This is a genomic window from Myxococcus sp. CA033 (genome assembly GCF_013336625.1).
GTDB lineage: Bacteria > Myxococcota > Myxococcia > Myxococcales > Myxococcaceae > Myxococcus > Myxococcus llanfairpwllgwyngyllgogerychwyrndrobwllllantysiliogogogochensis.
Genome location: NZ_JABUMU010000007.1, coordinates 64,972 through 85,558 on the forward strand (window position 1 = coordinate 64,972; position 20,587 = coordinate 85,558).

Sequence of the window (20,587 nt, forward strand, 5' to 3'; positions counted from 1 at the left end):
GGCCACCAACGGCTACAAGCAGTGGCTGGCAGCGGATGATGACAACGGCAACATCAACGATGGCACGCCGCACATGACGGCCATCCACGCCGCGTTCAGCCGCCACAACATCGCCTGTGCCACGCCCACGCCCATGAACAGCGGATGCACGGGAGGCCCCACGGCGAAGCCCACTGTTACCGTGATACCGGCCGCTGAACAGGTCTCTCTGAGCTGGGCCCCCGTCGCTGGCGCGACGCAGTACTGGGTGATGAAGTCGGACGGAGTCAACGGCTGCACGTACGGCAAGGCGCGAGTCGCCACCGTGACGAGCACCAGCTACGTGGACACCGAGGTCCTCAAGGGCCACAACACCTGCTACTCGGTGGTGGCCGCGGGCAGCAGCGCCGCCTGCTATGGCGCGTCTAGCACCTGCACCTGCGTGAGCCCGCTGTAGTCCATCGCGGCGCCCCAGGGCGTCGGCGCGGAGGGGGCACGCTGAAAAGATGCTCCCTCCGTTGACGGCGCATTCATTCGAGGTGGCTTCCCTGCAGGAGAGGCCACCTCGTGGGTTCGCACTTCCGCACTTGGCCAATGATGCGTCCTGTTGGTCCTTCATCTGAAGGAGCACCGCATGCGCAGCGTCTTGAAAGCCGCCGTATGTATGGCAGTGATGGCGACGTCCCAGGCGTGGGGCTTCACCCCTCCCGCTACTCCTCCGAAGGGCTCCCTGGCGAGTCAGGCGTTCTTCAAGCCTGAGCTGTCCTTGGCCAGTGGGCAAGTGCTGCTCAAAGAGGCTCTGCCCAAGCTGAGCCCCGATGTGGCGAAGGTCTGGGACGACTTCTTCGCTCGTCACGGAAACAACTTCGAGATCTACGTCGACTCCGTCACGGGCACCACGGCGAACATCCAGGGCGCCGTTCCGCTCATCCCGGGCAATGGCGTGGGCAACAAGCTGACGCTGGGCAGCCTGGGCAAACAGCTCGGGCGTTCGGTGGACAAGGTGGATGGCGGCGTCGTCGTCGACCTCGTCTACAAGTTCGTGGAGGCCAACCGCGCCGCAGTGGGCGTGGACATGCTCCAACTGGGCCAGGCCCGGGTGGATCAGATCACCCCGGACCTGTGGCAGGTCTCCATCGTCCAGCAGCACCAGGGTGTGCCGGTCCGGCATGGACGGCTGGCGGCCACCATCAGCCACGGTAACCTGATTCTGCTGGGCACCGAGTCGTGGACGAACGTGGCGCTCTCGCCCATGCCGCTGGTGGACGCGGACCGGGCGATGGTCGTCGCGCACGAGCGCTTCGGCCTCTATGAGAGCCCGGCCGCCGTCTGGCAGGCGCCCACGCTGGAGGTCGCGCCGGTCTCCATTCCTGGCGCGGGCTTCGGCAAGGGCATGGGCCACCAGCTCGTGTGGACGTACGGCTTCCAGCTCCAGGGTGAGCATGAGCGCTGGAAGGTGACGGTGGATGCGGCTACCGGTGACGTGCTCGCGCTCGAGGACGACAACCACTACGCCTCGGTCAACGGCGGTGTCTATCCGTACACCAACACGGGCGTGCCCGCGACGTGTCCGGCGGGCTCGTTCTGCGGCGCGATGCAGCCGCGCTACCCCATGCCCTGGGCCGATGTCGCGCCGGGTGTCTTCGCGGATGGCCATGGGGTGTTCAGTCCTCCTCCTCCTCCCCAAATCGCGACCACGACGCTGACGGGCCGCTACCTTCGGGTCGTTCCCGCCTGTCCACTCAGCGTCAGCACCACGGGCCCGGACGGCGACATCGCGCTGGGGACAGTCGATGGTGTTTGCGGAACTCCCGACGGTGGAAACACCAGGGCGACCCGCACCGCGTTCTACGAGCTGAACCGCATCAAGGAACTCGCCCGTGGCTGGCTGCCCACCAATGCGTGGCTGCAGGCCTCCCTGACGGCGAACGTCCACATCAACAACACCTGCAACGCCTTCTGGAACGGCTCCACGGTCAACTTCTACCGCAGCGGCGGAGGGTGCCGGAACACGGGTGAGATTGGCGGCGTGCTCGACCACGAGTGGGGCCACGGCATGGACGACAACGACACGGCTGGCACGCTGAGCAACTCCAGCGAGGCGTACGGTGACATCGCGGCCATGTACCGCCAGCCGTTCGACCCCGCGTCCACGGCGACCATAGGCAGGTCTCCTGGATCTTGCGTGGGCTACGGCATCTACCTGACCCTCGCCACGGGCTGCGGCGTGACGGAGGATTTGACGGGCCGCCTCGTGAACGAGGCGCAGACGGGGGCCCCTTGGTGCGCGACCAACTGCTCCGGTGTCCGCGACGCCGACTACGCGGCCCACAACCCGCCGACGCCCACCACGCCGCAGAACTTCGTCTGCACCCGCTGCTCCATCGGGACGGGTCCGTGCAGCCGGCAGGTGCATTGCGCCGGGTCTCCGGTACGTCAGGCGGCATGGGACTTCGTCGCCCGGGACCTCCAGCTCCCTCCGTTCAACTACGACTGGAACACGGCGCAGAACATCGGGAACAAGGTGTTCTATCAGGGCAGCGGCAACATCGGATCGTGGCACGCCTGCAACTGCACCGCAGGCACGTCGGATGGCTGCGCGGCCACCAACGGCTACAAGCAGTGGCTGGCAGCGGATGATGACAACGGCAACATCAACGATGGCACGCCGCACATGACGGCCATCCACGCCGCGTTCAGCCGCCACAACATCGCCTGTGCCACGCCCACGCCCATGAACAGCGGATGCACGGGAGGCCCCACGGCGAAGCCCACTGTTACCGTGATACCGGCCGCTGAACAGGTCTCTCTGAGCTGGGCCCCCGTCGCTGGCGCGACGCAGTACTGGGTGATGAAGTCGGACGGAGTCAACGGCTGCACGTACGGCAAGGCGCGAGTCGCCACCGTGACGAGCACCAGCTACGTGGACACGGAGGTTCTCACGGGCCACAACACCTGCTACTCGGTGGTGGCCGCGGGCAGCAGCGCCGCCTGCTACGGCGCGTCCAGCACCTGCACCTGCGTGAGTCCGCTGTAGTCCGGCGACTCACCGGCACGGTGGGACGGTGCTCCCACCTCTGCCAGCGCGCAGTCGCTCGAGGCGGCTTCCTTCCGGGGAGGCCGCCTCGTTCGTCAGAACTTCAGCTCCCACGTCTCGCCAATGAGTCCCTCGCCGAACTCCTGGTGGGGTTCCGTGCTGACGCGCACGAAGCCGGCGCCCTCGTAGACGCGACGCGCGGCATGGAGCTGGCTGTCCGTCCACAGTCGCACCTTCCGGTAACCTGCTTCACGAGCGAAGGTCACACACGCGTCCACCAACCGGGTACCGATGCCCAGCCCGCGCGCCGAGGGCTCCACCAACAGCAGCCTCAGCTTCGCCACTGTCTTCGTGTCCCGGACCAGGAACACGGAGCCGACACTTCGCCCATTCACCTCGGCGATCCAACAGCGCTCCCGGGCAGGCTCCTGCTCCAGGATGAACTTCGAGGCGACGCTTGCGACCAGCGCCTCGAAGCGCTCGTCCCAGCCGTACTCCTGGCTGTACAGGACGCCGTGCCGGTGGATGACCCAGCCGATGTCCCCAGGGCGGTGGGGGCGCAGCACGACGTCGGCGCTCGACGCCGGGGGCTTCTCACCCAGCAGCTCCTGGATGGTTTGCATGGCCTCGAGGAGCCGCTGGCGCGCGTCGGTCTTCAGCGGGGAGATGAGCGCGCGGATGGAGTCGTGGGAGCGGCTGTTGAGCCGCTCGTAGGTCTGCTCTCCCTTCGCCGTCAGGCGCACCAGGTGCTGGCGACCGTCCGTCGCGGACGTCACCTTTTCGATGAGCCCCTGCGTTCCGAAGTTGCGGAGCAGGCGACTGAGGTAGCCCGGGTCCAACGCCAGCTCACGGCTCAGCTCCGCCGCGGTGGGGGTCTCCCGGTGGAACAGCTCGTAGATGACGCGGGCCTCGGTCAGCGAGAACTCGCTGTTCAAGAGCCCCTCGTCCAGCACGCCAATCTTCTGCGTGTAGAAGCGATTGAAGTGCCGCACCGCCGCCACGCCTTGGTCCCGTCGAGTCTGTGCCATTCAGTCCTGTCTCCAAGGCGCCGTGCCGTTCGAGGTCATTGTCGGGGAAGCCGTTGACTCAGGCAACCAGTTGGCTCACGGCGCCGGTGGGCGCGCCGCATAGCGCTCAGCCAGGACCGAGCAGACGAGCAGCTGGAGCTGGTGGTAGAACATGAGGGGCAGGACGATGAGCCCCAGTCCAGGGTGTGCCCCAAAGAGGAGCCGCGCCATGGGCACCCCCGAGGCCAGCGTCTTCTTCGAGCCGCAGAAGACCGCGGCGATCTCATCCTCGGTGGAGAACCGCAGTCTGCGCGCCGTCAGCGTGCTCAGGGTCAGCACGGTGGCGAGGATGAGCACCGCGCCCCCCAGGATGAGCGCGACGATGGCGCCGCCATGGCGACTGAAGATGCCGGACGCGACGGAGTCGCAGAACGAGGCATAGACGAGCACCAGGATGAACAGCCGGTCCACGCCGTTGGTGTACTTGCGGTAGCGGGCGAAGAACGCGCCGAGCAGCGGCCGCGCGAGCTGCCCCAGCGCCAGCGGCAGGAGCAGCAGCAGGGACAACTTGAGGATGGCGTCCCCCAGCGAGAGCGACTGCCCGGTGGTGCGCGCCAGAAGCCCGACGATGAGCGGCGTGAGGAAGATGCCGAGCAGGCTGGACAGGCTCGCGTCGAAGATGGCCCCCGCCACGTTGCCCCTGGCGACGCCCGTCATCGCCACGGACGAGGAGATGGTGGACGGCACCGCGCACAGGAACAGGAAGCCGAGCGACACGTCCGCCGGCACCCACGCCCCGAAGACGAGGTTGAGCACGAGCCAGAGGGCGGGGAACACCCCGAAGGTGAACGACTGCACCAGCACGTGCAGGCGCCACTGGAGGGCCCCGGCCCTGAGCTGGGCCATGGGCATGCCCAGCCCGTGGAGGAAGAACACGGCGAAGATGCCGACGTTGGTGACGACGTCGGCATGCATCGCGCCGCCGGACCGGCCGAAGTCCGGGAAGAGGAGGGCGAGCCCGACGGCACCGAGCATCCCCAAGAGGAACCAGTCCCGCGCGAGCCGTTTGACGAGGCGTAGAGACATGTCGGGGGCTGAATACTCCCTGCCTCGGGAGACCTCCAGCCCCCTGTGTCTCCAGGGTCAGTCGTCCACCCGGAACTCCACCACCAGGCCCGCGTGGTCCGACGGCCAGAGGCCGGAGTCCGTGCGGTCGTCAATCAGGGTGCCCACCACCACCGCGGACTGGGGATTGACGTTGTCCCCGGCGTACAGCACCAGGTCGATGCGCTCGTCGAGCGCATCCGTGTTGGCGTCGTTCACCGTCTCGCTGAAGCAGCAGGTGAAGCCGTCACCCGTGCCCACCGTGGACCAGGCATCGACGAGCCCCGTCCCCGGGCCGACGATGGTGGGATATCCGGTGGTGGCCGCGCCCGGTCCGGTGTTCAGGTCTCCGACGACGATGAGCGGCCGGTCATAGGTGTTGACGAGGGCGGCCAGCTCCGTGGCCTGGTTCTCGTTGCCGGGCCGCAACGTCTCCAGGTGGGTGTTGACGAAGGTGATGCGCGCGCCGTCCACCGTGGCGTCCAGCTTGTTGAAGCCACGCAGGAAGCGAATCGACGCGCCGCCCACGGGCACCTCCTGGGCATAGGCGTAGTTGCCCGTCACCACGTTGGCGATCTGCACGTCACCGCGCGCCAGGATGACGTCCCGGTCCGTGAGCCGCACGTCCGTGAGGTCCGTCGCATTGCCCGCGAGCGCCGCGGGGACCTCCGCGTCCGCGTTCTGCACCGTCGCGGCGGCGCGGTAGTTGAGCCCCCGGCTCTGCAGCTCCGCCAGCAGGATGGCCAGGAAGTCGTACGTCACGGTCTGCGCGTTGGGCACCGGGTTGGAGGCGAAGTCGCTCGGGCTCTGGGTCCGGTAGAGGGAGACCTCCTGCAGGCCGACGAGGGCCGGGTTGGTGCTCTGGATTTCGTCCGCGATGGCCTTGGCGCGCTCGGGGAAGTTCGTCGCCTGCACCGTCGTGTAGAGCTGCGCGGCGATGGCGGGAATCTGCTGGGGCGTCTGCGCCGTGGCGAGCAGCTCGATGTTGCCGCCGAGATAGAGGTTGCGGGTCATCACCTTGAACTGGGCGGCGCCCGGCAGGACGGAATCATCACCGTCGTCGTCATTGCAGGCGACGAGGCACAGCGGAGCGCACGCGAGCAGCGGCGCGAGACGAAGGAAGCGAAGTGGGGTCATGGGGCCGATGGGGGCAAGGGTGGAGTGCCGCGAATCCGGCCCCGTTCCCGCATGACAGGCAAAAGGATTCCCAGCGCCGCGTCGGCTCACGCACAGCCGTCGGCACTGGAGTGTTCAAAGCCCCGCTGGCCCTCGGCTGTAAGGCAGAGCGAGGTGTTCGCCAGGAGGCGGAAGCGTGAGCGCGCGCAGCCCGTCTCCGCTCCACGTGACGAAGCAGAGTTCGGTCGACTCCAGGGCCCTTCCGAAGTCGAAGTGCACGCGCGTGAATCCCCCCTCGTTCGACTCCAGCACCGTGACGTTCAGGTCCCCCAGCCGCAGCTTCGTGCCGATGGGCGGCGGCGTGTCCCGATTGACCAGCTCCCAGAACCCCGGGCGTCGCTGTGTGCCGCTCACGACGAGGTCGAACGCCTCCGGGGAGGTCCGCTCGAGGACATGGTCATGTGGCGCGGCGCTGAGCAGCCGGTAGAGGCGCGGGGCGCGGCCCTGGAGCAGCATGGCGGCGGGCACGTAGAGCGAGATGCTCGGGTCCGCGGCGGCCACCATGACCATTGTCCCCGCGCAGGGCGGGGCCTCGCGGGCGATGCGCCACTGCGCCTCCGCGATGCGGCCCAGCGCCACGCCCAGGCCCACCCGGAACAAGGGGCCCAGCACGCAGTGGCCCAGCACGAGCACCACGACAGCGGACCGGAGCAGGAGCTGGTGGCGGCGAGGGAGGGTGGCCTCGCGCGCCGCCGCCCAACCCCGGAGGATGAGCACCGCGACCAGTGCGCTCCCCGCGAGCAGCGGCACCATGAGGACGCGTCCTCCGATGATTCCCGCCGCGCCGGGAATCGTGGCCGCCAGGCCCCCGGGCAACAGCCAGCGCAGGGTGCCGCGCTCCTGTTCGGACAGGCGCGACTGGAGGGCGCGCAGCATCAGCAGCGCGCCCACGGTGGCGAGCGCGCCCCAGGCCGCGAAGCCGGAGTGCAGCTCTGGGGTTCCCGAGGCCGCGTCGGACGGCGTGGCCACCACCAGCTCCCCCACGAGGATGCACACGCGCTGGAGGAGGGTGGCGAGGAAGGCCCCGGGCGCGCCAATCGGGTCCAGATAGCCGCCGCTGCCGCGCGCGCCGTAGCCCTGACTCGCATAGAAGAAGAGGTAGGCCGTGACGAGCAGTGCGTAGGGCGTGAGCCGCCGCGCGCACTGGCGCCACCCCTCGCGGCGGCCGAAGACCTCATAGGCACCGATGAGCCCCACCGCGCCCAGCGCGGCCTCGCCGGAGAACAACGCGGCCACCAGTGCGAGCGGCGCGAGGACTCGGCCGGGCTTCCAGTCTTCTTCGCGGTAGCGCAGGTGGGCGGCCAGGGCGAGCAGTCCCAGGAGCGCGGAGACGAGCGGGTGGCGCGCGGCGAGCCAGGCCACCGGGAACAGGTGCGCGGCGGCCACCGCGTAGAGGACCGTGGCCAGCGCGGCCAGCGAAGGTGGCAACAGCCGCCGGTGCAGCCAGCCGACCAGCGTCACCAGCGCCAGGAACCAGGCGAGGCTGTGCAGGTGCGCGGGGAAGGGGGCGTCGTCGAAGAGCCACGCGTCGGCGGTGAGCAGCGCGCTGGGCAGGGGACGGAAGAAGCGCACCGACAGCGAGTCCGACGCCCACCAGGGCAAGAGCCCGGACTCCCTCAAGCGGGCCGGGTCCGTGCGCGGGCCGCCCACGAACTCGTAGAGCGTCAGCGGTCCCCAGTCACCCAGGGACGCCACCTGTCCGGAGAGGGCGAGCCGATGAACCAGGTCATCGAGCAGCAGTCCCACGCGCAACGACGGCAGCGAGACGAGGATGCCCAGCCCCAGCGCCAGGATGAGCGAGCGGGGCCAGCTTCGCCATGCTCCAGCCGTCCTCGCGCGAGATGAACTTTCCGCCATGGAGATCTCCACCTTCGCCCGAATGCGTCAGGCGCTTCAAGGCGGGGTGCGGCATGGGCCGCGCGCTCCCACGGCATTGCCCCGCGCGCCGGGTTCCGTCACGATGGAGACATGAACATGAATTCACCTTCAGGTCGATGCGCGGTGGTGACGGGGGCCGCGCACGGCATCGGTCTCGCGGTGGCGGAGTCGCTGGCCGCCCAGGGGATGAAGGTGTTGCTGGCGGACCTGGACGAGGTGGCGGGTGTCCAGGCCGCGACGCGACTGCCGGGGGCGCTCTTCCAGCGCACGGACGTGTCGTCGCGCGAGGACTGTCGGGCGCTGGTGGGGCGGGCCGAGCGGGAGTGGGGGCGGCTGGATATCCTGGTGAACAACGCGGGCGTACAGCACGTGGCGCCGGTGGAGGAGTTCCCCGAGGAGCGCTGGGAGCAGCTCATCCGCATCATGCTGGTGGGGCCCTTCGTGCTGACGCGGCACGCGCTGCCGCTGATGTATGCCCGGAAGTGGGGCCGCATCATCAACGTGTCCTCGCTCCATGGGCTGGTCGCCTCGCCGTACAAGTCCGCGTACGTGTCCGCCAAGCACGGGCTGATGGGCCTGACGAAGACGGTGGCGCTGGAGGCCGCGGACCGGGGCGTCACGGTGAACGCCGTGTGCCCCAGCTACGTGCGCACGCCGCTGGTGGAGAAGCAGATCGCCGACCAGGCGCGAATCCACGGCCTCACCGAAGCGGAGGTCGTGGAGAAGATCATGCTCGCGCCCGCGGCGGTGAAGCGGCTGCTGGAGCCCGAGGAGGTCGCCGCCTATATCGGCTTCCTGTGCTCGGACGCCGCGGGGGGCATCACGGGGTCCGCGCAGGTGATGGACTGCGGCTGGACGGCTCGCTGAGCGCGTCCCCGGTGGGGGGCGCCTCCGTGAGCTGGGCGCGGTAGGTCTCCGCGGACAGCCAGACGGAGACGAGCGTGACGACGGCCAGGGCCACCATGTAGAGCGACACCGGCCACGCCTGTCCACCCGAGCGGGCCAGCAGCGCGGTGGCGATGACGGGCGACAGGCCTCCGGCGAACACCGACGCCATCTGGTAGCCGAGCGAGGCCGCGCTGTAGCGGACGCGGGTGCCGAACAGCTCCGAGAAGAAGCTGGCCTGCGGGCCGTACATGGCCGCGTGGGCGATGATGCCCAGGGTAATCGCCAGCCAGATGAGCCCCGTCTCCTTCGTGTCGAGCAGCCAGAAGAAGGGGAAGGCCATCAGCCCACAGCCCACCGCGCCGGCGAGGTAGACGGGACGTCGGCCGAAGCGGTCCGACGCCGCGCCGAACGCGGGAATCGCCACCAGATGGACGGACGTGGCGATGAGCACGCCGTTGAGCAGCGTGGTGCGTGGCAGCCCCAGCCGCTCCGTGCCGTAGGAGAGGACGAACGTGGTGATGATGTAGAAGAAGCCGTTCTCCGCGAAGCGCGCCCCCATGGCGAGGAGGATCTGCCTGGGGTACTGGCGAAGTGCGTCCATCACCGGGAGGCTCTCCGCGGCCTCCTGCTTCGGGCGCGCCTTGAAGATGGGCGACTCCGCGACCTTGAGACGGATGAACACGCCCATTCCGATGAGCACCGCGCTCAGCAGGAAGGGGACACGCCAGCCCCACGCGAGGAATGCGGCGTCGGGCATCCGCGAGAAGTAGCTGAACACCGCCGTGGCCACGAGCAGGCCCGCGGGTGCGCCCATCTGCGGCCAGCTCCCGTAGAAACCCCGGCGGTGCGCGGGGGCGTGCTCCACCGCCATCAGGACCGCGCCGCCCCACTCGCCGCCCAGCCCGAAGCCCTGGATGAGCCGCAAGAGGACGAGCAGCGCTGGAGCCCATGCGCCCACGGTGTCGTACGTGGGCAGCAGGCCCACCGCGAAGGTGGCCACGCCCATCAACATGAGCGTGGCGCTGAGCATCGCCTTGCGGCCCAGCTTGTCGCCGTAATGCCCGAAGACGACCCCGCCCAGGGGCCGGGCGATGAAGCCCACGGCGAAGGTGCCGAAGGCCGCCATCGTCCCGGTGAGCGGGTCGAACGACGGGAAGAACAGGCGGTTGAACACCAACGCCGCCGCCGTCCCGTAGAGGAAGAAGTCGTACCACTCGATGGCGGTGCCGATGAAGCTGGCCACCGCCACCTTCAGGATGGAGTCCCGCTGCTCGTGCGCCGGTGCTTCCATGGGGGCTGCTCCTCTGGGCTGGACCTCGGGCTGCGTGGCGTACGTCGGCGAGCGGGCTAGAGCTGGAGGCGGAGCGTCAGGAAGTAGGACGCGTCAATCTCGTCTGCGACGCCGTCCTGCTTCTTCTGATAGCGCGCGTACCGGCCGCCAATCGCCACGTCCTCGGTGAACCAGTAGGTGCCACCGATGTTGAGGAAGGTCTGCGTCGTCCGGGTGACGGGCTCCCGAGCTGGCGCGTCCCCGGTGGCCGCGACAAAGGACGGCGAGCGGTCCGCGACGCGGTTGAACTGCACGCCGATGCCCGAGCGCCCGTGGAGGTTGACGTCCACGCCCGCGCCCAGGCTGGTGGCGGTGTAGTGGGTGCCCAGGAGCTGGTCGGCGAAGCCCGGCGTGCTGTTCGTCACGTCGTTCTGGACGCGCGCGAAGTTGAAGAACGGGGTGATGAACAGCGGGATGCCCACATTGGCGTGCAGCTTGAACAGCAGGTTGCCGCGCAGGTTGTTGCCGTGCAGGAGCGGGTCCGTGCGCGACGTCGTCTGGTAGTTCACGTCGAAGACCTGGGCCATGGCCTTCGCCTCGAACAGCTCGTGCGAGTACGACAGCGAGGGACTGAGGACCTGGAAGTGCAGGTCATCATCGGGCTGGCCATTGCGGTAGTTGGCCAGCGGGCGCTCCCAGAAGCGGCTGCCTCCACCGAACGAGCCGCCCACCTGGTAGGAGCTGGAGGTGCTCAGCGGGTTGGCCGCGGTGAAGCCCATGCCCAGGCGGAAGCCGTTCCACTCGTAGGCGGCCTGCGCGCCCTGGCCCCGGTTGAAGCCGCTGTAGAGCAGCGGGTCTCGCGTGTACTTGTCCGCCAGCAGCGTGTCCGCGATGTGCGTGGAGATGAAGTCCACGCTGGCCGGGTCCACGATGATGCCGGCCTCCAGCGTCACGCCCCAGCGCTGGAGCCGGATGACCTGGTCCCTCACGCTGAAGGACGCGGTGCCTTCCCACACGCCGGAGCCGTGCGCGCGGATGTTGCGCTCGAACTCGCTGCGGAAGGAGACGTACTGCCCCAGGCGTCCCTCGAAGCCGAAGCGGGTGAGGGCCACCGTCGTCGCGCGGCTCTCCCGGTTGCGGTTGAGCGTCTGGATGAGGTTCTCCACGTGGAGCCCGCCCGCGAGCGCGAGCACGGGCTTCACGTAGAACGTCTCGTTGCCCACGGCCAGGCTGGGCCGGGTGACGGGCGGCGGGCGGGTGTCGACGACCTCGGTGGTGCCCGCCATCTCCTCGGGGTTCTTGGCCGCCTCTTTCGCCGTGGGCTTCTCGGCGGCGAGCTCTCCGGCTGACGTCGCGTCGGTGGTGGCCTGGGGCGCCGGCGCCTCGGCGGGCGTGGGCTCCGCCTGGGCCTCCGCGGGAGGGGGTGGGGTGGTGCTCTGGGCCCATGCCGCGGGCGCGGTTCCGAGGGCCAGGACGCAGAGGGACGCGGTGAAGGGGAGTCGCTTCATGGGGGGCTCGAAGGGGAGGGCGGGAAGGGCTCGGACCGGCGCGCGGTGAGGAATCCGCGCGCCGGTCCGACTGGAGGGGAAGGGACGGGGCTACTCGGCCAGGTAGCGCAGCGTCAGGTCGAGCCCCGCTGTCGAGCGCAGCGAGCCGAAGTGGTTGGCGATGAAGCCCCGGTTGAAGTAGCCGCTCGTGTCGTAGTCGTTGAGCGTGGTCAGCGTGTTCGTCACGCAGCCTTCCATCTCGATGCGCGAGGCCGCCTCGGACACATAGAAGTCCTGGTAGTTGGTGCCCCGCTCCTTGTCCGTCATCGTGAGGGTGAAGTACTTCACGACGTTGTCCCCGCACTGGCCCGTCTTGCCGAAGGCGTAGTCGCCGTCCGCGCAGGGCGTGGCGAACAGGTCGCGCGGCCCGTTGAGCGGCTTGTGGAAGTACGTCTGGGAGTAGTTCGAGCGGCTGCCCATTTCACAGACGATGGTGCCGCGCATGGTGCTGTTGGTGGAGCACAGCTGGCCGGCGGCCGGGTCATACGTGGACACGCCGTGATTGGCGCCCGAGCCCAGGATGACGTGGCTCACCTGAGGGAAGGGGTTGATGGCGCCCGCCAGGCCCGTGCGCCACTCCACGTACAGCCGGCGCAGGGCGTCGCGCGCCACCGTCACGCCGAGCGAGTGCGCGATGAGCGCCACCTTCCGGTTGGGCTGGTCCTTCATCACCGCCTTGATGAGCGACTGGAGGATGGGCGTGGACCAGCCATGGTCGATGTTGCCCGCGGCGTTCTGCGTGGTGTTGTTGGTGGACGGGTCGATGCCCGGGACGATGTCCGTGCGGAAGTCCACCGCGATGACCCGGTAGCGCTGGGCGATGAGCGTCTCCGCGAGCTGGTTCCTGGCGACGGTGTCCCCGGTGAACTGGACGTTCTCCGTGGCGGTGTTGACCGACGTGCCCGGCGGCAGGATGAACTTCTCCCAGGTGTGCGGCCGGGTGGAGTTGCCGTGGACGAGGATGATGATGGGCTTGGAGGTGTCCTCGTTGGCCTGGGCGTACTCCTTGGCGGCACAGGAGAAGCCGGGGATCCTGGCCACGTCACCGCCGATGAAGTCGGTGGCGCTGTTGGGACCTCCGAAGGCGGTGTTGCCCGTCCACTTGCCGTCGTTGTTGCCGTCCTTGTACGGCGTGGTGCCGGTGCTGTTCGCCTTGTCGTAGTAGAGGTTGTCGACGGAACAACCTGGATGGTTCGACAGGGGCCGGTACTTGCCGTCATAGGCGCGGTAGGTCTCCTGCGTCTGCGGCGCCGCGGTGGTGATCTCCTTCATCTCCTCCGCGTCCTGGATGGGCCAGGTCGCGATGTCGATGCTCGCCGCCTGAAGTTCGGACGTCTTCGCGGCGATGCGCTCCCGGCACGCCTTGATGGCGGCGGGGACCTCGGTGTCCGGACCTGGCCCCTCGTCCACTGGATCCTGGTTCGAGCACGCCATGCCGACCATGCCGACAACAGCCACCACCGCGCGGAAAACCCTGCGACGCGTTGCCATATGTAGCTCCGTTGCAATCGCTAGCTGTGTTGTGGGGAGAGGCGCTGGCACGTCTTTCCGTGACAGCACCGCGATCCGTACCAAACGGGTGGTCCCGGCGGCAAATGAAGTTGAAGGGTGATTCACCTTTCTTGTTGGTGGGACATGAATACTGAATCAGTACTGCGATGCGTCAGAGACCGGAGGACGGTCGGATATTGCGTTGCGTCAGGGATTGGGGCGGGCGGTGTGGGTGGAGCGCGCAGCGTCAGGGATTGAAACAATGTGTCCGGACGCGGGACTGGGAGGCGCGGGAGTGTGTCGGAGGCGGGAATCGGATGAGCCGTGGCGGGGCGGGGGCTACGCTCGAGGGAGCGGTGGAGGCTTGCCCCGTGGTCGAGGTGTCCCGTGTCCCGTCATCAGTTCAGTCGCAGTGAGTTCCTGTCGTTGACCAGCCTGCTCGCGGGGACCGCGCTCTGGAGTGCTCCAGCGCGAGCCGCGTCGCCCGCGCCGGCGAAAGCCCGCAAGGAAGCGAAGGGCGCTGCCGGGGAGCTGTCGCGGGCGGAGGTGGAGGAGATCCGCCGGGCCTGCCGGGGAACCCTCACGGGTGTGTACGCGTCGGATGACCCGGGCGCGGAGCTCGTCGCCATCGGCGAGTGGATGCGTCGGCAGGGCGTGACGGGGGACTTCTACGGCAACAGTGAGTTCATCGACGGCTTCGAGAAGAAGGTCGCCGCGATGCTGGGCTTCGAGGCGGGCTGCTACATGCCGACCGGCACCATGGCGCAGCTCATCGCGCTGCGGAGCTACGCGGACGCGGCGAAGAACCGGAACTTCGGCGTCCACCCCTCGTCACATCATGTGTTGCACGAGGACAGCAGCCACGTCCTGTTGCATGGGCTGCATGACGTCATCCTCTCACCCTGGAACCGGCCGATGCTGGCCGAGGACGTGCTCGAGTCACCGGAGTCGCTCGGCGTCGTCAGCGTCGAGCTGCCGGTGCGGTGGCTGGGCGGTCAGCTCCAGACGTGGGAGCAGTTGGAGGAGCTGAAGCGGGCGTGCCGCGAGAAGGGCGTGAAGCTCCACATGGACGGGGCGCGGCTGTGGGAGTGCCAGCCCTTCTACAATCGGCCCCTCTCGGAGATCTGCCGGGGCTTCGACTCCGTCTACGTGTCCCTCTACAAGCGCGTGGGCGCGCTGGGCGGCGCGATGCTGGTGGGTGGCCGCGACTTCATTCGCGAGGCGCGCATCTGGCGGCACCGCCATGGGGGGAACCTGTTCCACCTGACGCCCTATGTGGCCTCCGCGGCCATGCGCCTGGATGGCGTGCTGGCGCGAATCCCCGGGCAGGTTCGTCGCGCGAAGGCGCTGAGCGAGGCGCTGGCCGCCGACACCCGCCTCACCGTGCAGCCTCGTCCGGCGCAGACGAACGCGTTCCGCGTCTACCTGAGAGGTGACGCGCAAGCGCTCTCGATGCACGCCTTCCGCGTAGCGCGGGAGACGGGCATCTGGACGGGAGGGTTCGGTCCCACGCGTGTGCCCGGAGTCGTCGCGACGGACCACGAGGTGAGCGAGGGCCTGGACAAGGTCTCCGATGCGGACGTCGTCCGCGCTTACCGCCGCCTCCTCGACGAAGCCGCGTGAGCGAGGCGGACGCTCGCCAGGTCGCTTGTCCGGCGAGTGGCCGCCTCGGTTGCGGAGGTCGAAAGCTGCGTTACGTCGAATGCATGACCGAAGCACACCCCGCCTCGCGCGACTTCACGATTCCCGAAGGATGCCCTGTCTGTGCGGCGGACCTGCCGGTGCGTGTCACGGCGTCGGGTCCCAGTGGCGTCTGCAAGCACTGCGGATGGCTCGGGCGCCCCGTCATCACCGTGACGCACCGAGGGCTGAGCGTCAGCTACGAAGGCGCGCGGGCCTGAGAGACACAGCGCATCCGGGAGGGGCCAGGGCGGCGCCCGGATGCAGCTCGCTGGCCTCGGATGGACCCTCGGTGTGATGCCCTGGCCCTCGCGGGCAGGAGCGGTGGACCCGGGCGCCGCGTGTGCGTGCGTGTCAGCCCGCCTGGGCCGTGGAGGCCTCCGCCGGCTGTGGCTCCGGAGGTGAGGTGTGGCCCGCGGACTCCAACCTGTCCACCTTTCGCAGCTCGGGGAAGCCCCAGGCCCAGATGGCGACGATGGCCAGCGTGCCCACGGCGCCCGTGACGACGGCCGGAATCGCGCCCACATGCTCCGCGAGCCAGCCGGCGCGGAACTCGCCCAGCTCGTTGGAAGCGCCGATGCACATCATGTTCACCGCGCCCACGCGCCCGCGCATCTCGTCCGGTGTCGCCATCAGCTCCAGCGTGTGGCGCACCACCACACTGACCATGTCGGCGGCGCCCGCGATGGCCAGCGCCACCAGCGACAAGGGCAGGGACTTGCTCACGCCGAACACGAGCGTCGCGGCTCCGAAGATGGCCACCGCCGTGAACATCTTCCAGCCGGCCCGACCGCCCAGGGGACGCATCGCCAGGATGATGGCCACCGCCGCCGCGCCCGCCGCTGGCGCGCACCGCAAGAGCCCCAGCCCGAAGGGGCCGGTGTGCAGGACATCCCGCGCGTAGATGGGCAGGAGGGCCACCGCGCCGCCCAGCAACACGGCGAAGAGGTCCAGCGTGATGCTCCCCAGCAGCAACCGCTGCCGGCGCACGAAGCCCAGCCCCGCCACGAGCGTGGAGAAGGACAGCGGCTGCGCCGAGGCCCGCCCGGTCCGCACCTTCAGCGAGAGAATCCACACCACCGTCAGCGCGCAGAGCGACGCGGAGCCCAGGTAGGCCCCGGTGGCGCCCGCCCAGCCGTAAAGGACTCCGCCGACCGCCGGGCCCGCGATGGTGGCCACCTGCCACGTCGTGGAGTTCACGGCGACCGCGCGCGTCAGCTCGTCCTTCGGCACCAACTGCGCCGTCATCGCCGACCCCGCGGGGGCGTAGAACGCGCGAGCCGTGCCGAAGAGGACCAGGACGCCGTACACGAAGCGCACGTCCCGGATGTGGCCCAGGGAGAACGCGAGGAGCGCGAGGCTGCACAGCAACATCACGCTCTGACAGATGGCCAGGATGATGCGGCGATCAAACCGGTCGGCGACCTGGCCACCGACCAGACAGAAGGCGAGGAAGGGGATGAACTGGGAGAGCCCCGTGTAGCCCAGCGCGAGGGCGCTGCCCGTCACCTCGTAGACCTGCCAGCCGATGGCCACCGACTCGATCTGCATGGCGAGCACCGCGCAGAGCCGGGCGATTTGATACGTGCGGAAGTCGCGGTGGCGGAAGACGGAGAGGGCGGAGGCGGCGGTCTGGGACATGCTGGAGCGGGGCTGTAACGCACGCCCGCCGGGCTTTCCAGTCACAGTGCGAGGACGCGCGAGCGAGCACACGTGCCGCCTGTTTCCCTGGTCGCGAGTCCCCACGACGGGTGCGTCCTGGACTACGGTAGCGCCCCCTCTTCGAGGCTTGGAGCCGTCACCATGGCGCCGCGTCACTGGCTGATGCTGTCCTGCGTGGTAGGTCTGTCTGGCTGTGGTCCCCAGGAGTCTTCGCTCCCCGAGGTGGCCGACCCGGGCGGCACGGTCGCCGCGCTCGCGCAACAGGGCACGGTGCAGCTCAACCTCCTGTATGTGCACGGTGTGAAGGGCTGTCAGGGCCAGCGCGAGCGCGCCGAGGGCTCCCTGGACGAACTCGACGCGGCCATCAACGCCGCGCTTCCCGCGCGCATCGCCGCCTACGAGGCCGCGCATCCCGGGACGACGGTGGTGGTGCGCAGCGCCCGCGCGAACCTCTACACCGCGCCTGCCTCCGCGCATCACCCCTCGGACTCGACGAATCCCTTGAACATGGATGACTGGGAGGCGGGAGACCCGGGGTGCTCCGCGTCACGCCAGGGCGCGCCCTGCACCACGGCCTACGAGTGGCGCTACCGGCTGGCGCGCGAAATCGAGCGGAGGTTCCCCTCGGACGCGAAGAACGTCCTGCTCGTGGGACACAGCACCGGAGGTCGGGTGGCCTTGGAGGTCGCCGCCAACGTGGGCGCGGACGGTGTCGGCACCCAGGACTGGGGCGTGCAAGGACGCATCGCCGGTGTGGTGTCCATCCAGGGCATGGTCGATTCGCTGGGCACCAGCAAATACAACGTCGTTGGCGCGGCCAGCTTCGTCACCACCTGCAAGAACGGAGAGGTCATCCTCGGGTACGGGGACTCGTGTGCTCCGGGCAACGGGTGGTGCGAGTACGCGGGCAACGTCGGGGGCTTCCCGGCGGCGGACTGGGTGGCGCGCAACAAGCACGCGCTGATGCTCACGTCCTGGGCGAGCTGCTCGCCCTCGCTGTGGACGGGCTACAGCGACGGCTCGTTGCCCTTCGATGCGCAGGGCAGTGGCCTCGCCGTGGGGCTGGGCATGACGCCCGCGGCGGGCAAGACGTGGCGGCCGTCCCACGGCATCAAGTACGGCTCGTTCTGCCACGGCACCATCACCGACCCGAGCGCGTCCGGACATGCGCAGGCCGTGACCGCCGCGAGGGACCGCATCCTCGACTGGGTCTTCGCGCGGGCCACGGGCGTGGCTTCCAGCGGGAGTCTGAGCACGTCGTCGTCCATCGCCTACAACGCCTCGACGCCCACGTACGCCATCGGCACGGGATGTCCGGCGGGGAAGGGCGACGAAGGACTCCAGGTCGTGGGCGTCTGCAAGCACCCCGGCTTCTTCGATGGGGATGACCACGCCATCGCCGCGAGCGAGCTGACGCTGACGGATGGCCCCAACTGCACGGGTGCCTTCAAGTGGACGCAGCGGCACGACAGCGGCAACAAGCACGCGGCCACGTTCTGGTGGAAGACCCAGTCGCTCCCCGAGGATCAGGGCCTCCTCGCGACCCTGCCCGCGGATTGAGCAAGCGCTCGCCGAGACTCAGGCCGAGGTCTTGTGGAAGCGGCGCGCGGCCACGGCCATCATCATGGCGCCGAAGACGGCGAGCGCGAGCACCTGCCGCCACAGGTCCGCCAGCCCCGCGTCCCTGAGCAGCGCGCCGCGCAGCACTTCCACGTAGTAGCGCACGGGGTTCAGGTACGTCACCCACGCCAGCCAGTCCGGCATCGCCCGGATGGGACTCATCACTCCGGATAGGAGCACCGCGGGCAGGACGAAGAGGAATCCTCCGACGAAGGCCTGCTGCTGCGTGCGGCTCACCGTCGCGATGAGCAACCCCACGCCCAGCGTACACAGCAGGTAGAAGAGGGTGGCCACCGCGACGAGCGTGAGGCTTCCGCGCAAGGGGACCTTGAAGACCCAGGCTCCCACGCTCAGCGCGAGCCCCACGTCCACCAGGCCAATCAACAGGAACGGCGTCACCTTGCCCATCATCAGGATGCCGGGCCGCAGCGGCGTCACCTGGAGCTGCTCCAGGGTTCCCGTCTCGCGCTCGCGGGACAGGCCCATGGCCATGATGACCGTGGTGACGATGAGCAGCAGCATCGCGGCGATGCCCGGCACCACGTACACGGACGTGGACAGCTCCGGGTTGTAGAGGACGCGAGGCACCAGCTCCACCGGGGAGCGGGGGGGCGTCTCGCCCTGGCCCTGGGCCTGCTCACGCCCCATGCGCATGGCCCGGAGCACCGCGTACTGCGCCACCGCGTTCGCCGCGACGGACGAGCGGGTCGGGTCCGAGCCATCCACCAGAGCCTGTACCTGGGCCCCCTTGCCTCGCAGCACGTCCTTCTGGAAGTCGCGGGGGAAGATGAGCGCCACGGAGGCTTCGCCGCGCTCCAGGGCCTCCTCCGCGGCGACCTCGTCGGCGACCTCGGCCTTCAAGTCGAGGGTGTCCCCGGCGAGCTGGGCGCGGGCGTAGTCGCGGCTCTCCGCCGTCTTGTCCCGGTCCACCACCACCGTGGGGACATGGCGCACGTCGAAGTTCACCGCGAAGCCCAGCATGAAGAGCTGAATCAACGGCGCCAGCGTCAGGAGCGCCATGACTCGGCGATCTCTCGCCGTCTGGCGCACTTCCTTCACCACCACCGCGCGGTACTGCACCATCAGCGGATGCATGCTCGCGAGCCTCCTTTCAGTCCAGACGTCGTTGGAAGCGACGGGTCGCCACCGCCAGCACGAGGGCCGCGAACAGGGCCAGGGCCACCAACTGCGGCCACAGCACGTCCAGGCCATTTCCGCGCAGCAGCACCCCGCGCAGCGTCGCCACGAAATATCGCGCCGGTATCAGCGTGCTGATGAGCTTGAGCGGCGGCGGGAGGTTCTCAATCGGGAAGATGAAGCCTGACAGGAGCATCGACGGCAGCACCGAGGTGATGGTCGCCACCTGCGTCGCCACCACCTGGTTGCGCGTCACCACGGAGATGAGCAGCCCCTGTCCGAGCATCCCCACCAGGAACAGGAACGAGCCCAGCCCCAGGGCGAGGAGGCTTCCGCGCACCGGCACGTCGAACACCCAGGCGCCCACCGTGAGCACCAGCAGCACCTGGAGCAGGCCGATGCCCAGGTAGGGCAGCAGCTTGCCCACGACGATCTCCAGTCGGCCCACGGGCGTCGCGAAGAGCTGCTCCATCGAGCCCCGCTCCCACTCGCGCGCCACCGTCAGCGCGGTGATGAGCACCGCGACGATGGCCAGGAGGTACGCCGCGAGTCCCGGCACCAGGAACATCGCGGAGCGCGCATCCGGATTGAACAGCGTGCGCACGCGCGCTTCCAGCGGAGGCGCGGTCACCCGCACCGGGCCTCCCAGGTTCCGACCCGCCATCTCGACCAGGGCCTGGGCCTTGGCGAGCGCCTGCGTGGCCGTGTTGCCGTCCGAGCCGTCCACCAGCAACTGGACCTGCGCGCCCCCGCGCTTCACGTCCTCGGCGAAGCCCTTGTTGATGAGGAACACGCCCGTCGCGGCGCCCCGGCGCAGCGCTCCGAGTGCCTCGTCGGGCGACGTGCCGTCCTGGACGACCACGAACTCCTGGGACGCGGTGACCTGGCGCACCAGCTCTCGCGACAGGCCCGTGCGGTCCTGGTCCACGACGACCAACTCCAGATGGTCCACGTCGAAGCTGATGCCGAAGCCGAACAGCACCAGCATCAACACGGGCATCGCCAGCGCCAGATAGAGGGTGCGGATGTCCCGGCGGATGTGCAGCACTTCCTTGCCCGCCATCGCGAGGATGCGTCCCATCCGGCGATTCACACGTGTCGCGGCCATGGG

At 69.0% G+C, this 20,587-nt stretch carries 15 protein-coding genes and 1 pseudogene; 6 read left to right on the top strand and 10 right to left on the bottom strand.

The annotated features are described in order from the left end of the window. A pseudogene (locus tag HUA78_RS19590) lies at positions 1 to 436 on the top strand (endopeptidase); the annotation flags it as partial. A 177-nt stretch (positions 437 to 613) separates the two neighbouring features. Then, the gene (locus tag HUA78_RS19595) at positions 614 to 3,016 is read left to right on the top strand and encodes a hypothetical protein (protein WP_217442530.1); all 2,403 of its coding nucleotides are present in this window, start codon (positions 614 to 616) and stop codon (positions 3,014 to 3,016) included. 95 nt (positions 3,017 to 3,111) lie between these two features. On the opposite strand, the gene HUA78_RS19600 is transcribed toward HUA78_RS19595, so the two are convergent. The 4 genes from HUA78_RS19600 to HUA78_RS19615 form a co-directional block, all read right to left on the bottom strand. Further along, positions 3,112 to 4,044: a helix-turn-helix domain-containing GNAT family N-acetyltransferase gene (locus HUA78_RS19600; RefSeq protein WP_174476901.1), complete on the bottom strand. Its 933-nt coding sequence runs from the start codon at positions 4,042 to 4,044 to the stop codon at positions 3,112 to 3,114. A 75-nt stretch (positions 4,045 to 4,119) separates the two neighbouring features. Continuing rightward, complete coding sequence (locus HUA78_RS19605; protein ID WP_141646585.1) at positions 4,120 to 5,109, bottom strand: bile acid:sodium symporter family protein; 990 nt, start codon at positions 5,107 to 5,109, stop codon at positions 4,120 to 4,122. A 57-nt stretch (positions 5,110 to 5,166) separates the two neighbouring features. Then, a complete protein-coding gene (locus tag HUA78_RS19610; RefSeq protein WP_174476902.1) occupies positions 5,167 to 6,264 on the bottom strand; it encodes an endonuclease/exonuclease/phosphatase family protein in 1,098 nt (365 codons plus the stop codon). Between the two features lie 114 nt (positions 6,265 to 6,378). After that, positions 6,379 to 8,160: a hypothetical protein gene (locus HUA78_RS19615; RefSeq protein WP_174476903.1), complete on the bottom strand. Its 1,782-nt coding sequence runs from the start codon at positions 8,158 to 8,160 to the stop codon at positions 6,379 to 6,381. A 117-nt stretch (positions 8,161 to 8,277) separates the two neighbouring features. Between HUA78_RS19615 and HUA78_RS19620 the strand changes: the two genes are divergently transcribed. Beyond that, positions 8,278 to 9,048, top strand: coding sequence for a 3-hydroxybutyrate dehydrogenase (locus tag HUA78_RS19620; protein WP_217440839.1), 771 nt, complete (start codon positions 8,278 to 8,280; stop codon positions 9,046 to 9,048). Here the strand turns inward: HUA78_RS19620 and HUA78_RS19625 are convergent. The 3 genes from HUA78_RS19625 to HUA78_RS19635 all read right to left on the bottom strand — a co-directional run bounded on the left by HUA78_RS19625 (position 9,002) and on the right by HUA78_RS19635 (position 13,377). Beyond that, on the bottom strand, positions 9,002 to 10,360 hold the full coding sequence (locus tag HUA78_RS19625; protein WP_174476904.1) for an MFS transporter: 1,359 nt from the start codon (positions 10,358 to 10,360) through the stop codon (positions 9,002 to 9,004). The genes HUA78_RS19620 and HUA78_RS19625 overlap by 47 nt on opposite strands. A 56-nt stretch (positions 10,361 to 10,416) precedes the next feature. Next, positions 10,417 to 11,847 carry a hypothetical protein gene (locus HUA78_RS19630; RefSeq protein WP_174476905.1) on the bottom strand — a complete coding sequence of 477 codons (1,431 nt, stop codon included), beginning with the start codon at positions 11,845 to 11,847 and terminating at the stop codon, positions 10,417 to 10,419. Positions 11,848 to 11,937: 90 nt separating this feature from the next. Next, complete coding sequence (locus HUA78_RS19635) at positions 11,938 to 13,377, bottom strand: triacylglycerol lipase (RefSeq protein WP_174458370.1); 1,440 nt, start codon at positions 13,375 to 13,377, stop codon at positions 11,938 to 11,940. Positions 13,378 to 13,764: 387 nt separating this feature from the next. On the opposite strand from HUA78_RS19635, the gene HUA78_RS19640 reads away from it, so the two are divergent. Further along, the gene (locus HUA78_RS19640; RefSeq protein ID WP_174458371.1) at positions 13,765 to 15,000 is read left to right on the top strand and encodes a beta-eliminating lyase-related protein; all 1,236 of its coding nucleotides are present in this window, start codon (positions 13,765 to 13,767) and stop codon (positions 14,998 to 15,000) included. 83 nt (positions 15,001 to 15,083) lie between these two features. Beyond that, entirely contained in the window at positions 15,084 to 15,278 is a 195-nt protein-coding gene (locus tag HUA78_RS19645) for a hypothetical protein (RefSeq protein ID WP_141647343.1), read from the top strand. A 133-nt stretch (positions 15,279 to 15,411) separates the two neighbouring features. On the opposite strand, the gene HUA78_RS19650 is transcribed toward HUA78_RS19645, so the two are convergent. Beyond that, positions 15,412 to 16,698 (bottom strand): MFS transporter, encoded by a 1,287-nt coding sequence (locus HUA78_RS19650; protein WP_174476906.1) that lies wholly within the window; start codon positions 16,696 to 16,698, stop codon positions 15,412 to 15,414. A 162-nt stretch (positions 16,699 to 16,860) separates the two neighbouring features. Here HUA78_RS19650 and HUA78_RS19655 point away from each other — a divergent pair, with 162 nt between their 5' ends. Beyond that, complete coding sequence (locus HUA78_RS19655; protein ID WP_174476907.1) at positions 16,861 to 18,279, top strand: hypothetical protein; 1,419 nt, start codon at positions 16,861 to 16,863, stop codon at positions 18,277 to 18,279. A gap of 18 nt (positions 18,280 to 18,297) precedes the next feature. Here HUA78_RS19655 and HUA78_RS19660 read toward each other — a convergent pair whose 3' ends face one another. Both HUA78_RS19660 and HUA78_RS19665 read right to left on the bottom strand, forming a co-directional pair. After that, positions 18,298 to 19,434 (bottom strand): ABC transporter permease, encoded by a 1,137-nt coding sequence (locus tag HUA78_RS19660; protein WP_174476908.1) that lies wholly within the window; start codon positions 19,432 to 19,434, stop codon positions 18,298 to 18,300. Between the two features lie 16 nt (positions 19,435 to 19,450). After that, a complete protein-coding gene (locus tag HUA78_RS19665) occupies positions 19,451 to 20,584 on the bottom strand; it encodes an ABC transporter permease (RefSeq protein WP_174476909.1) in 1,134 nt (377 codons plus the stop codon). Positions 20,585 to 20,587 lie beyond the last annotated feature (3 nt).

Coding starts and splice junctions, on each gene's coding strand:
- HUA78_RS19665 (WP_174476909.1), bottom strand. CDS start 20,584: ATGGCCGCGACACGTGTGAATCGCCGGATGGGACGCATCCTCGCGATG.
- HUA78_RS19635 (WP_174458370.1), bottom strand. CDS start 13,377: ATGGCAACGCGTCGCAGGGTTTTCCGCGCGGTGGTGGCTGTTGTCGGC.
- HUA78_RS19610 (WP_174476902.1), bottom strand. CDS start 6,264: ATGACCCCACTTCGCTTCCTTCGTCTCGCGCCGCTGCTCGCGTGCGCT.
- HUA78_RS19595 (WP_217442530.1), top strand. CDS start 614: ATGCGCAGCGTCTTGAAAGCCGCCGTATGTATGGCAGTGATGGCGACG.
- HUA78_RS19660 (WP_174476908.1), bottom strand. CDS start 19,434: ATGCATCCGCTGATGGTGCAGTACCGCGCGGTGGTGGTGAAGGAAGTG.
- HUA78_RS19655 (WP_174476907.1), top strand. CDS start 16,861: ATGGCGCCGCGTCACTGGCTGATGCTGTCCTGCGTGGTAGGTCTGTCT.
- HUA78_RS19605 (WP_141646585.1), bottom strand. CDS start 5,109: ATGTCTCTACGCCTCGTCAAACGGCTCGCGCGGGACTGGTTCCTCTTG.
- HUA78_RS19620 (WP_217440839.1), top strand. CDS start 8,278: ATGAATTCACCTTCAGGTCGATGCGCGGTGGTGACGGGGGCCGCGCAC.
- HUA78_RS19650 (WP_174476906.1), bottom strand. CDS start 16,698: ATGTCCCAGACCGCCGCCTCCGCCCTCTCCGTCTTCCGCCACCGCGAC.
- HUA78_RS19625 (WP_174476904.1), bottom strand. CDS start 10,360: ATGGAAGCACCGGCGCACGAGCAGCGGGACTCCATCCTGAAGGTGGCG.
- HUA78_RS19630 (WP_174476905.1), bottom strand. CDS start 11,847: ATGAAGCGACTCCCCTTCACCGCGTCCCTCTGCGTCCTGGCCCTCGGA.
- HUA78_RS19600 (WP_174476901.1), bottom strand. CDS start 4,044: ATGGCACAGACTCGACGGGACCAAGGCGTGGCGGCGGTGCGGCACTTC.
- HUA78_RS19615 (WP_174476903.1), bottom strand. CDS start 8,160: ATGGCGGAAAGTTCATCTCGCGCGAGGACGGCTGGAGCATGGCGAAGC.
- HUA78_RS19645 (WP_141647343.1), top strand. CDS start 15,084: ATGACCGAAGCACACCCCGCCTCGCGCGACTTCACGATTCCCGAAGGA.